Raw genomic sequence first — 12555 nt, 5'->3', positions numbered from 1 at the left:
TTTCGAATCGGGCTTTTTAGTTTATGTTTGAATTTTTATTTTTCATTCAGGCAATAAACAGCTCCGATTCGACCTTTTGGACGAAAGTAAAAAAAGAAAAAGGTAAAATATTTAGCTGCTTGTTTTATCATGGTTCCAAAATTAGTTGGTGAATTTTTAAAAACCAATAAAAAATAGATTAATTTTTTGTTGAATACTTAAGTTTTGAATTGAGAAGCGTGTTGACGGTATAAAGGTGAAGTGATTAGGGGTATTTACCGTATTATATTTCAGTTCTAGTGTGGTTAGAGGGATTGGTGTAAAGGATTATTTGGCGGTGTTTTTTTAGTGATTTATATGAATAAATCCGTTTTAGCGTATTAGATTGGAAAAAGATGTCAAATAGACTAGATAAAGCCTTATTGAGGAAGTATGGTGAAGGGATTGTGGCAAGTTTCTTGCAAGATTATTTGCACTGGCTAAGGTAGTCAGGATGTGTTTTTTTATATATTTGCACCTTGATTCAAAACGATGAATACAAAACCCAATATTTCTTTTGAAAATACTGAAATTGCCTTTGCATCCAGGACGGATGTTGAGCTCAGAAAAATGTATCTTTTCTTTGCGGTAATGGACAAGAACTGGGCGGTATCGATAGGTACAAACTTGTCAGCGATTGCCTTTAAGTTGCGGTTACCGGTGAAGGGGATTATGAAAAAAACAATATTTGGCCACTTTTGTGGAGGTGAAAGTGTGGAGGATTGTGCCAAGTCCATAAAAGAGTTACAGGAATTTGGCATTGGTACCATTCTCGATTATTCGGTAGAGGGGACAGGGACTGAGAAGAGTTATGATTTTACAAGGGACGAAATATTAAGGACCATAAAGCGGTCTGCAGGAGCCAGTGAGATTCCTTTTTCGGTATTTAAGGTTACTGGGCTGGGAAGCTACAAAATCATGACAAAGGTCCAAGCGGGAGAAAAGTTAAGTGCCAAGGAACAGGAGGCTTTTGAGCGGCTAAAGGACAGGGTGGATACCCTGTGTAAGGCCGCGTATGAAAATGATGTCCGCATTATGATAGATGGGGAGGAGAGTTGGTTTCAGGATGTGATTGACGACATGGCCTATGAGGCGATGGAGAAGTATAATAAAGAGAAGGCCATCGTGTACAATACCTTTCAGATGTACCGAAAAGATATGCTGGGACTTCTGATAAAGGCACATGAAGAAGCAGAACTGAAAGGCTATCATGTAGGAGCCAAATTGGTTCGTGGAGCATATATGGAAAAGGAAAGGGACCGTGCGGAGGATAGAGGCTATCCCAGCCCCATCCATGATACCAAAGAAGACACCGACAACGCCTACAACGATGCACTGAAGTTCAGCATGGAAAATAAAGACCGGATTTATCTGGTCAGCGGCTCCCACAACGAACTGAGCAATATTATTCTCACCGAGCTGATGAACCTACACGGGGTGGAGGCCAATGACAAGCGGGTGTTCTTCTCCCAATTGTACGGGATGAGTGATAATATTTCTTATAACCTGGCCTTTGCAGGTTATAACGTGGCCAAATATGTGCCATATGGACCCGTGGAATCGGTGATGCCCTATCTTTATAGAAGAGCATCGGAAAATACCAGTGTGGCTGGTCAAAGTAGTAGAGAGTTTGAATTGATCAAAAATGAGATGGCGCGACGGGCGTCACTCAAGAAAACAATAATTTAACAATACATTACATTGCTATGCAATTACTGAGTGAACAAGAGATAGAAAGACGGAAAGACCGTGAAGAGTTGATGAAGCTGGGCATCAATCCATATCCGGCCATTCAATTTCCCATCAATGCATCTGCTGAGGATATTCATAAGAATTATGAAAACAACAAGAACGACTACAAGGATATTGCCATAGCGGGAAGGTTGATGAGCAGAAGGATCATGGGATCCGCGTCTTTTGCCGAAATCCAAGATTCCTCAGGAAGATTGCAGATTTATGTACGTCGTGATGATATCTGCCCAGATGAGGACAAAACGCTCTATAACAAAGTGTTTAAAAAGCTCTTGGGCATTGGTGACTTTATCGGTGTGAAAGGCTACATCTTCACAACACAGACCGGAGAGATTTCCCTTCATGTGACGTCGTTGACGGTGCTTTCCAAGTCCGTAAAACCCCTTCCTGTAGTGAAGCGGGATGAAGAGGGGAATGTATATGATGGCTTTACCGATCCAGAATTGCGTTATCGCCAGCGGTATGTGGACCTGACGGTAAATCCGGAAAAGAAAAATGTGTTTCTGACCCGCTCCAGGATCATTACCAATATGCGAAAGTATTTTGATGACCACGGTTGGCTGGAAGTAGAGACTCCTATTCTTCAAGCTGTGCATGGTGGTGCTGCTGCCAGGCCTTTTGGGACTCACCATAATTCACTGGACATGCCGCTATACCTACGGATCGCCAATGAACTTTACCTGAAGCGATTGATCGTAGGGGGCTTTGATGGGGTATATGAGTTTGGTAAGATGTTCCGGAACGAGGGGATGGACCGTACACATAATCCGGAGTTTACTTCAATGGAAATATATGTGGCCTATAAGGACTATGTGTGGATGATGGAGATGGTAGAAGACCTGTTGGAAAAAGTGACCGTTTCTGTCCATGATACCTCCATAGTGAAAGTGGGAGAGAATGAAATTGACTTTGCCGGTCCTTACAAGAGGCTGACCATGTTTGATTCCATCAAAGAATATGCGGGAGTGGATGTGAGCAAGATGGACGAGCAGGAGTTGAGAAAAGTTTGTTCGGATTTTGGAATCGAGGTGGATGATTCCATGGGCAAAGGAAAATTGATCGATGAAATCTTTGGAGAGAAGGTAGAAGAGCACTTGATCCAGCCCACTTACATCACGGATTATCCGATCGAAATGACCCCTTTGGCCAAAAAGCACCGCACGGAAGAAGGCTTGGTGGAACGATTTGAGCTATTTGTCAATGGAAAGGAAATCGCCAATGCCTATACGGAATTGAACGATCCGATCGATCAGCGGGAGCGTTTTGAGGATCAATTGAAATTGGCCGAAAGGGGCGATGATGAAGCTATGGCTATGGATGAGGATTTCTTGCGAGCACTGGAATATGGCATGCCGCCAACTTCCGGATTGGGCATCGGTATTGACCGGCTGACCATGATGCTGACCGATAACAGCACCATCCAAGAAGTGCTGTTCTTCCCGCAAATGCGTCCAGAGAAGAAAGTGAAGATTGCCACGGATGAGGATTTTATTGCCCTTGGTATCGATGCTGGGCTGATCCCTGCCATCCGTGAGCTGAACATACACACCATTGAGCAACTGAAAGAGCAGGACGTCAATAAGCTCTTCAACGATGTATGCGGAAAGCGTAAAAAACTGAAGCTGGAAGTCAAGAATCCTAGCAAAGAGGACGTGGCCAGTTGGCTGGTTTAAAAAGACCGGAACATTAAAATAAAAAAACCGAATCCTTCCGATTCGGTTTTTTTATTAACTTCACCCCAGTAAAATATAAACCTATCAAATTATAACAGATGAGAAAAAAACTACAATTTGCCGTGGGCTTGGGATTGGCAGGTGCCATGATGGCGGGCTGCTCTCCCAAGGAGTCGCATGAAGAGGATAAAGTCGAGGCCATTAATTTGGGCAATATGGACAGTACCATCCGCCCGCAGGATGATTTTTTTGGTTTTGTCAATGGTAAATGGATTGAAAAAACAGAAATTCCAGGAGATCAAGGCCGCTGGGGCAGTTTTAATGAACTAAGGGAGTTTAACAATGAAGCCGTCCTTACGGTATTGGAAGAGGCCATGAATGACGAGGGGTTTTCCGCCACTTCAGACCAAGGAAAAGCCGTGTCATTTTACCAAATCGGTATGGACTCCTTACTGGCAGAAAAGCGGGGATTGGCACCAGTCAAGCCTATCTTTGAGCGAATCGATAAGATCTCGGACAAGGCTTCTTTGCAGGAGTATTTGGCCTATCAGCAGCAGCACGGAGGTGGAGCCTTTTTTGGACTTGGCGTCAATACAGATCTGAAAAATTCCAACGCCATGGCCCTGTATATTTCCCAAGGTGGTCTGGGGCTTCCTGACCGGGATTACTATACCGAGGACAATGAGAAATTTACCGAAATCAGGGAAAAATATTTGGCCCATTTGGAAAGAACTTTTGGTCTTATCGGATATACTCAAGATGCGGCAAAAGCCGCTGCCAAGGAGGTAATGGCCTTGGAAACCCGATTGGCAAAAGCCAGTAAAACCCGAATTGAGCTACGGGATCCTGAGGGGCGCTACAACAAGTTTGCGGTCACCGAAATGAAGTCATTGACTCCTTCGCTGGATTGGGAAGGTTATTTGTCAGCTTTGGGCGCCAATGTGGACGAAGTCATCGTTTCCACGCCCAGATTTATGGAAGAAATAGAAGCAGTCCTGAATGAAGTGCCTGCTGAGACTTGGCAGGATTACTTTAAATGGCATGTGATCGATGCGGCTTCTCCTTATTTGAGCCATTCCTTAGTACAGAACAACTTTGATTTTTTTGGCAAAGAGCTTCAGGGAACAGATCAAATGCGGCCAAGATGGAAGCGTGTGCTGGGCACCACCGAGCGGGCGGCAGGAGAGGCCATTGGGAAGCTTTATACGGAAAAGTACTTCCCTCAGGAAGCCAAAGATAAGGCCAATGAAATGGTGGACAATATTTTGGTAGCCATGGGCGAACGCATCAAAAACTTGCCTTGGATGTCGGAGGAGACCAAAACCAAAGCATTGGAAAAACTGGGGACTTTTAATGTCAAGATAGGTTTTCCGGACAAATGGAAAGATTACAGTGCATTGGAGGTGAACGGTGATCCCGAAACGGCCTCCTATTATGAAAATGTGCTGGCTTCTTCCCGTTTCAATTTTGAGCGGAACATAGAAAAGCTGGGCAAGCCCATTGACAAGGATGAGTGGTTCATGACTCCACAAACTGTCAATGCCTACTATAATCCCACTTGGAATGAGATCGTGTTCCCGGCTGGTATCCTCCAGCCGCCATTTTACAATTATAAGGCAGATGCAGCGGTAAATTATGGCGGAATAGGAGCGGTGATTGGCCATGAGATTTCCCATGGTTTTGATGACCAGGGCAGTCAGTATGATGCAGCCGGTAATCTTAAAAACTGGTGGCAGGATGCAGACAGGGAGAATTTTGATGAACGCACTGGACAGTTGGTAGCGCAGTTTGATGCCTATGAGCCGCTGGATGGAGTGCATGTAAAAGGAGCGCTTACCTTGGGCGAGAATATTGGTGACCTGGGCGGTTTGCTTGTGGCATACGACGGTTTACAGCGGCATCTTGAGGAGCACGGCAATATTGAAAAAATAGATGGGTTTACACCTGAGCAACGTTTCTTTATATCTTGGGCGACTATTTGGAGAATGAAAAGCAGAGAGGAGGCCCTCAGAACCCAGATTCAAACTGACCCCCATTCTCCTGCACAGTATAGAGGAAATGGGCCACTGGTCAATATCGATGCGTTTTATGAGGCTTTTGATGTGAAGGAAGGTGATGAGATGTACAAATCCCCAGAGGAAAGGGTGCGGATTTGGTAATGGAATTGAATACAACAGGCCAAAAGAACGGGTAGTTCTTGTGGCTGAAATAAAGATGCAGTATTTAAAAGGACGGCAAAATTTAATGTCGTTCTTTTTGTTTTGGGTGTAATTTATTAAGGCTTATTTTTATGTTTTAATAAAAAAATACTTAATTTGTTAATATTATTGAAATTTTAGCGAATATATTACTTTATGGATCTGAGAATAAATTCTGAATTTGGAACACTAAAATCCGTATTGATGCACCGGCCGGGAAAAGAAATAGACCGGTTGACCCCTTACAATAAGGAACTGCTGCTTTTTGAGGATGTTCCTTATTTGGAAGCGATGCAGCAAGAGCATGATTATTTTACCAATATCATCAAACAAACCACCGGAGCCACGGTATATAGCCTCCATGAGCTGCTAATGGAGACCATGTCTGATGATGATATTCTTTTTAAAATGATGGAGGAAGCACTTTCGTATAGCAGGTTGTCGCATTTTACCGAAAGTATTCTTGGGAGGCTCTCCACATCTGAGTGTGCTACTGCGCTGATCGCGGGCATAAAAGTACATGAACTGAAAAAGAAAATCAGTAAATTGCCCTTGGTGGATTTGATGGATTTTGCTTTTGTGATTCCCCCATGTCCAAACCTTTATTTTCAGCGGGATCCTATTGCGCTGACTCCTGGAGGAGTGGTGTTTTCCAGTATGAAAATGGAGGGGCGCCAGCGTGAAGCCAATGTCATTAGGTCGATTTTTGAAAACCACTCACTATTCAAGGATAAGGTAAACAAAATCTATCCCATCGATGGGCACAAGGCCCCTGCATGTATCGAGGGTGGGGACGTCATTGTAATTTCCGATAAAGCAGTGGCCATTGGCAATTCTGAAAGAACAGACGAAAAGGCCATTTATCATGTGGCCAAGAGCTTGCTTGCTGAGGGAACTGTGGAGCGAGTCTATGAAGTGCATCTTCCCCAAAAGCGAAACTTCATGCACTTGGATACGGTGTTTACCGTTTTGGATGAGAACCTTGTGCTGACCTATCCCGATGCCATGGAAGCGGTACTGCAAACATCGCTCTATACCCTCAAAAGCAAGGACGGTGACCAAGTGCACATCAAGCGGACGGTGCTGAAAGAGTCTTTATTGACCGTCTTGGAAAAGGAAATCCCCTATCTCGAAATCATTCACTTGGGCGGTAACGGCAATAAGGATTATGCCCTGAGAGAGCAATGGTTTGACGGTGCCAATGTCTTTGCCATCGGGCCGAGAAAAGTGATTTCATACCGAAGAAACAAGCACACCAATCGGGCACTGCGTGATATGGGCGTGGAGGTGTTGGACATTCCTTCTTCCGAGCTTTCCAGGGGACTGGGCGGGCCGAGGTGCATGACCATGCCGCTGAGCAGGTCGAAGATTTAGTGAAGGGTTGTGGGTGTGGAGCATTGAACATTGAGAGGTTGTTATGTGTTAACCTGCCAACTTTTCCCCAACTGTTCAGCTCTACAGCTCTATTCTAATAATCAAAGAAGGACCTTCTCCTCGAAACTTTCAAGTCCTGAAGGATGCTGGCCTTGACGCGGATGTCGATGTTATAGCTGGTAAATGCCCCGAATGGTATCCAACTGACATTCATCTGCCAGCAGTGGAGGTCACGGGCGATGCCGATCATGGTCTGGGTGATTTTAGCGGTAGAAAAGTCGTAGCCGGTATTGAAATTCACTTTCCATTTGTCGGAAAGACTGAGATCACCCGAGACGTTTAAGGCCTGTGTGATATTGGTGTCGCCGGTACGGTCATTTTTGCTGTAGCTCAGGTTGTAGCCGTAATTGATGTTCCAGGGGATGCTCCAATCAATGTATTGGCTGGGATCGTTGGCAATGCGTTCGATTTCATTTTCTACAAACTCGTTCATCTGTCCGCCGTCTTGAAGGTACTCATTGGTGAGCTCTTCACGGGTGTCTGCAGGAGTTTTTTCAGGTGATCCATTAGGGTTGAAGCTACCGTTCAGGTTCAGGTTTGCCCGGCTGATGGAGCCAATGCCCTGACCGTTTTTCCACGCATATTCATTGATCCTTCGGTAGTAGGTTGCTGTTCCATCAGTATAGCTGGCAGTAGCATAGGGATTGAGTGTAGCCGATAGGGCAACAGAGATTTTATTATCGAAGAAGGTCGTCCGTGTACTCATGTTGATGGGAGCCAAATTGAATGAATCGGCGACGAAATTATAGCTGGTGGAAATATTGAACGATTGCAGTAGCGGAAACTTCTCCGTAGTGGCTTCCGTGCTGTCATTCTCCACCCTTTTCTTTCCTTCCAGGGTATTCCTAATGGACACATTCAATGAACGCGACTCTCCCCTTGGAGCGCCGCCGTAAAGGTAGCCCTGGAATCGGCTGTAAAGCTGGGTGTTGCCTTCTGCATCCGTCTGTACTTGCTGATAATATCCGTATTTGGGATCAGAAAAATCAGGTGTAAAGGACATGCCAATGGTGGGCTGGATATGGTGGCGGATCGCTTCCAGTTTGGAGTCTGGCTTGAAACGGTAGAACCCATATACGTTCGTCGCCATATTGAACGAAGTGTTGTAGTAGCCGACCCGGCTGAAGCCATTTTCCAAAATTTTATCTACCCGCTCTTCAGGGGCATTATAGTAGTAGTTGATCCTATCAAAATACCAAAGCTCTGTGTATTGGAAACTGGCTGTTCCTGTGAAATACTTGAACAGTGTGAAGTTTGAAGATACCGGGAGGGTGTGACGGAAGCCGTTTTCTGCTTGTTTGAGCAGTTTTGGTAGATTGGCCCAAGTAAAGGGGATTACATCTGGTGCTTCCACATCATCTTCAAATGCATCATTCTGAAGGAAATCATCCTGCACGCCCAGTACAGGTACCTCTGCATTGTCTATTGAGTTTTGGGCGTTGAAGTTCCAGGCAAAATTCAGGGTTTTCAGTGGCTCGAAACTCGAATTCCTGAAAGGGGTCTGTCTGTTCATGTTGACAGAGATATCTGGAAGGATCAGCCTTACCTCATTGGTCTGCACATTTTGGGAATGCCTTAGATTGGCAGACATGCTAAAAGGTGTTCCGGTAAAGGTTTTACTATAGGAAATATTGGAGGTGAATTCCGAATTGGTATTTCGAATGTAATTGTTGGGGTTTACCACCAGGTTATTATAATTGGTAGTACCGGCATTGACGGAAGCCGAAAACCGGGAATTTCCCCGCGATTCCGGGCTGTGGCTCCAGTTGATCCACATGGTCGTATAGTCCAAGGGGTTTTCATCCGTTTCAGGGCTTCTGAATTGCTGATAGTCCACATTGAAACCACCACTGAAGCGATACCTTTTTTTATAGGCGGTGGCCAGCTTGGCACCATATCCCCCTTTGGAATAGATTTCCCCTGTTATTTTGGAGTGGATATAGTCGTTAAATGCAAAATAATACCCAAAATCCCTCAGGTAAAACCCACGACGCCTTTCTTCCCCGTAAGAAGGGATGATGATGCCGGAAACTTGCTCTTCTTTTTGGTCAGGGATAAACCCAAAGGGCAATCCTACAGGAGTGGGGATGCCATTGAAGTAAAGGTTAAAGGGGCCAGAGATCGTTTGTTTACCTTCCACGGACTTGAGCCGTTTGGAAGAAATGTGCCAGTGGGGCTCAGCCAAGTTACAGGTGGTATAATATCCATGATAGAGGTAAACATCCCCATTATCGTCTTTCTTGACGATTTCCCCCCGTAATAGTCCATCCTGTTGCTCGGTGACCACATCCGAGATAATGGCTTTGCGCGTTTTGAAATTATAGCGCATCTCCTTTCGTATTTCGTAGGTGCTGCCGCCTTCCTTGAAAATAGGGCTGCCCTGTACCGTGCCGGTGCTGTCGGTCACTCCAGAGGCGTAGAGCTCATTTTTTTGCCAGTCGATTTCGATATAATCCGCATCCAGCTGGATATTGCCGTATTCGAAGCTTGCCTTGTTATAAAGATAGACCTTTTTTTCCTTGAAATCCGACAATATACTATCTTGCGCTGTATAAGTGATAGTGGTTTCGATATCTCCTTTGGGCACAACCTTTGTTGTATCACTTTCGGGAATGGAATCACTGAGTGCTAAACTGTCGGGAAGCGTGGGAGCAAGGGTGTCTTGCAAAGGTGACAGGTCTGGAGCTACGATTTCGTTTTCTGCAGGCCGCCTTTGGAGATTGGTTTGTCCATAGGAACCCTGGAAAGAAATGAACAGTAGGATAAAGGAAAGATAAGCTACCTTAATATTCTGCACCGATTTACTTCTATTTGCTTCAAAAATTTTTAAATTTTGCGTAAAGTTAAGCTTAATAATGTTTATGAAACGAACCAGTGTCAAAAATGTTATAATAATTCTTTTTCTGACCTTGGCAGCATTGCTTTCCGCCTTTGTTCCTGCAGGGGAGGGCGCCCGCAAATTCAAGATGCGCAGGGTCGTCATTGATGCAGGACATGGTGGCAAGGATCCTGGAACGATGGGGAGTCGTTCGAAGGAAAAGGATGTGGCATTGGCCATTGCCCTGAAGGTAGGAGGATACATCAAACAGTATGTGCCTGATGTGGAAGTGATCTACACTCGTAAGACAGATGTTTTTATCGAGTTGAAGGAAAGGGCAAATATTGCCAATAGAAACAAAGCGGATTTGTTTGTCAGCATCCATTGTAATGCTGTGAGGGGGTCAAATGCCTATGGCACCGAAACCTACGTTATGGGGTCAAACCATTTTGAGCGGAATTTTGATGTGGTGAAGCGGGAGAATTCCGTGATTCTCCAAGAGGATGGCTACAAGGAGAACTATGAGGGTTTTGATCCAAATTCTCCCGAATCGTATATGATGATCAATTTGATGCAGAAAGCCTATTTTGCCAATAGCCTGTCACTGGCGCAGAAGGTGGAGACTGATTTTAAAACCCGGCTAAATCGCCATAGTAGAGGGGTGAAGCAATTGCCCCTTTACGTGCTTTGGACCACCAGTATGCCAAGTGTGCTGATCGAAACAGGCTTTCTCTCCAATTCCAATGAAGAAAGGTACCTGAACAGTGAAAATGGACAGGCCTATATTGCCTCGGCCATTTACCGATCCATCAAAGCTTACAAGGAAGAAGTGGAGGCATATTAATGGGGAAATGAGCAAGCGGTTTATCTTTGATATTTGATCTTTTTGTGCGGTACTTTTGGGGCTTTGTACTGAAAATCGCCTTATTTTTTTATATTTAACATGAAGAGGATGTAGGAATCTCCTCACCAATCAATTCAGATATAAACCCATGAGTACTTTAGAAAACCCCAAAGAAAAGCACCTGGAGCTTATCCAGCAGCTGATAGCAAAAACCACCCTTACCAAGCGTGGAGGGGGAAAACAGCGTATAGCAAAAGAGCATGCCAAAGGAAAACTGTCTGCTCGCGAACGCATTGATTACCTGATGGACGATCCTAATGACTTTTTGGAGATCGGTACCTTTGCGGCAGATGGTATGTACGGGGAGGAGGGCGGTTGTCCCTCAGCAGGCGTCATTACGGGGCTTGGCAAGGTAAGCGGCCATATGTGTGTCGTCGTGGCCAATGACGCCACTGTCAAAGCCGGAGCATGGTTCCCCATGACGGCAAAAAAGAACCTCCGCGCCCAAGAAGTTGCCATGGAAAACAGGCTTCCCATCATCTATTTGGTGGATAGTGCAGGGGTTTTCCTTCCGATGCAAAACGAGATCTTCCCGGATAAAGAGCATTTCGGACGTCAGTTTAGAAATAATGCGAAAATGTCCTCCATGGGTATTGTGCAAGTGGCAGCGATTATGGGCAGCTGTGTCGCGGGCGGGGCGTACTTGCCCATCATGTCCGATGAAGCATTGATTGTGGACAAAACAGGCTCGATATTTTTGGCAGGATCGTATTTGGTGAAGGCTGCCATAGGAGAAAGTGTGGACAATGAAACTCTTGGAGGAGCCACGACCCATTGTGAGATTTCAGGTGTTACTGATAATAAATACGATAATGACGAGGAATGTTTGGCAGCCATAAAGGGGATTTTCGAAACGCTGGGGGCACCTGAGACAGCCGGTTTTGACAGAAAAGCGGCCAAAGCACCTGCAGTGGCGCCGGAGAAAGTCTTTGAGCGGTTTCCCGTGGATCGGGCAAAACCCTATGACATGCATGGGATTCTGGAGACCTTGGTAGATGAAGGGAGTTTTGAAGAGTATAAACCCGGCTTTGGCCAGACATTGGTCTGCGGGACCGCAAGAATAGACGGTTGGGCGGTAGGGATCGTGGCCAATCAGCGAAAAATGGTCAAGACCAAAACAGGAGAACTCCAAATGGGCGGTGTGATATATTCTGATTCGGCTGATAAGGCAGCGCGCTTTATCATGAACTGTAACCAGCGAAAAGTTCCACTCTTGTTTGTCCAGGATGTCAGCGGATTCATGGTAGGCAGCAGGGCAGAGCATGGAGGTATAATCAAGGATGGCGCAAAGATGGTCAACGCCATGGCCAATTCTGTGGTGCCTAAATTTACCGTGGTGATCGGAAATTCTTATGGTGCCGGAAACTATGCCATGTGCGGAAAAGCGTATGATCCCAGGCTGATTGTCAGCTGGCCTACCGCCCAAATGGCGGTCATGTCAGGAGCTTCCGCTGCCAAGACGCTTTTGCAGATCAAGGTAGCCTCCCTCAAAAAAGAAGGTAAAGCGATCACCCCCGAGGATGAGGCGCAATTGCTCAAGGAAATCTCGGATAAATATACCGAGGAATTGAGCCCGTACTATGCAGCTGCCAGGCTGTGGGTGGATGAAGTCATCAGTCCCCTGGAAACCAGAAGGGTAGTGTCTGTAGGCATTGCGGCAGCTGACCATTCTCCGATCAAGGAGCGCTTTAATGTAGGAGTTATACAAACTTGATCGTAAATTTGAGTGTTAAGGTAAGTTAAGGAAGTACTTCAGAA

Annotated in this window: 7 protein-coding genes; 6 read left to right on the top strand and 1 reads right to left on the bottom strand. The window is 45.5% G+C overall.

Features of this window, described 5'->3' with window-relative positions; genetic code table 11:
* The first annotated feature begins 510 nt into the window (after positions 1-510).
* The 4 genes from FDP09_RS00570 to FDP09_RS00555 all read left to right on the top strand — a co-directional run bounded on the left by FDP09_RS00570 (position 511) and on the right by FDP09_RS00555 (position 7015).
* Entirely contained in the window at positions 511-1707 is a 1197-nt protein-coding gene (locus tag FDP09_RS00570; protein ID WP_137400812.1) for a proline dehydrogenase family protein, read from the top strand.
* A gap of 17 nt (positions 1708-1724) precedes the next feature.
* A complete protein-coding gene (lysS, locus tag FDP09_RS00565; RefSeq protein WP_137400811.1) occupies positions 1725-3443 on the top strand; it encodes a lysine--tRNA ligase in 1719 nt (572 codons plus the stop codon).
* A gap of 98 nt (positions 3444-3541) precedes the next feature.
* Positions 3542-5602, top strand: coding sequence for a M13 family metallopeptidase (locus FDP09_RS00560; RefSeq protein ID WP_137400810.1), 2061 nt, complete (start codon positions 3542-3544; stop codon positions 5600-5602).
* Between the two features lie 195 nt (positions 5603-5797).
* Positions 5798-7015: an arginine deiminase gene (locus FDP09_RS00555; RefSeq protein ID WP_137400809.1), complete on the top strand. Its 1218-nt coding sequence runs from the start codon at positions 5798-5800 to the stop codon at positions 7013-7015.
* A gap of 94 nt (positions 7016-7109) precedes the next feature.
* On the opposite strand, the gene FDP09_RS00550 is transcribed toward FDP09_RS00555, so the two are convergent.
* Positions 7110-9872, bottom strand: a complete 2763-nt coding sequence (locus tag FDP09_RS00550) for a putative LPS assembly protein LptD (RefSeq protein WP_137400808.1) — start codon at positions 9870-9872, stop codon at positions 7110-7112.
* A 64-nt stretch (positions 9873-9936) separates the two neighbouring features.
* Here FDP09_RS00550 and FDP09_RS00545 point away from each other — a divergent pair, with 64 nt between their 5' ends.
* The gene (locus FDP09_RS00545; protein WP_137400807.1) at positions 9937-10737 is read left to right on the top strand and encodes an N-acetylmuramoyl-L-alanine amidase family protein; all 801 of its coding nucleotides are present in this window, start codon (positions 9937-9939) and stop codon (positions 10735-10737) included.
* 148 nt (positions 10738-10885) lie between these two features.
* Complete coding sequence (locus tag FDP09_RS00540) at positions 10886-12511, top strand: acyl-CoA carboxylase subunit beta (RefSeq protein WP_137400806.1); 1626 nt, start codon at positions 10886-10888, stop codon at positions 12509-12511.
* The last annotated feature ends 44 nt before the right edge of the window (positions 12512-12555 follow it).

The sequence above is a fragment of the Echinicola rosea genome, assembly GCF_005281475.1.
GTDB classification, from domain to species: domain Bacteria; phylum Bacteroidota; class Bacteroidia; order Cytophagales; family Cyclobacteriaceae; genus Echinicola; species Echinicola rosea.
Note: the sequence above shows the minus strand (reverse complement) of the source record. Positions and strands in the feature narration are given on the sequence as shown.

Excerpts from the sequence above, each read along its gene's own strand:
- FDP09_RS00555 (WP_137400809.1), top strand. The coding sequence starts at position 5,798 with ATGGATCTGAGAATAAATTCTGAATTTGGAACACTAAAATCCGTATTG.
- FDP09_RS00545 (WP_137400807.1), top strand. The coding sequence starts at position 9,937 with ATGAAACGAACCAGTGTCAAAAATGTTATAATAATTCTTTTTCTGACC.
- FDP09_RS00540 (WP_137400806.1), top strand. The coding sequence starts at position 10,886 with ATGAGTACTTTAGAAAACCCCAAAGAAAAGCACCTGGAGCTTATCCAG.
- FDP09_RS00570 (WP_137400812.1), top strand. The coding sequence starts at position 511 with ATGAATACAAAACCCAATATTTCTTTTGAAAATACTGAAATTGCCTTT.
- FDP09_RS00560 (WP_137400810.1), top strand. The coding sequence starts at position 3,542 with ATGAGAAAAAAACTACAATTTGCCGTGGGCTTGGGATTGGCAGGTGCC.
- lysS (WP_137400811.1), top strand. The coding sequence starts at position 1,725 with ATGCAATTACTGAGTGAACAAGAGATAGAAAGACGGAAAGACCGTGAA.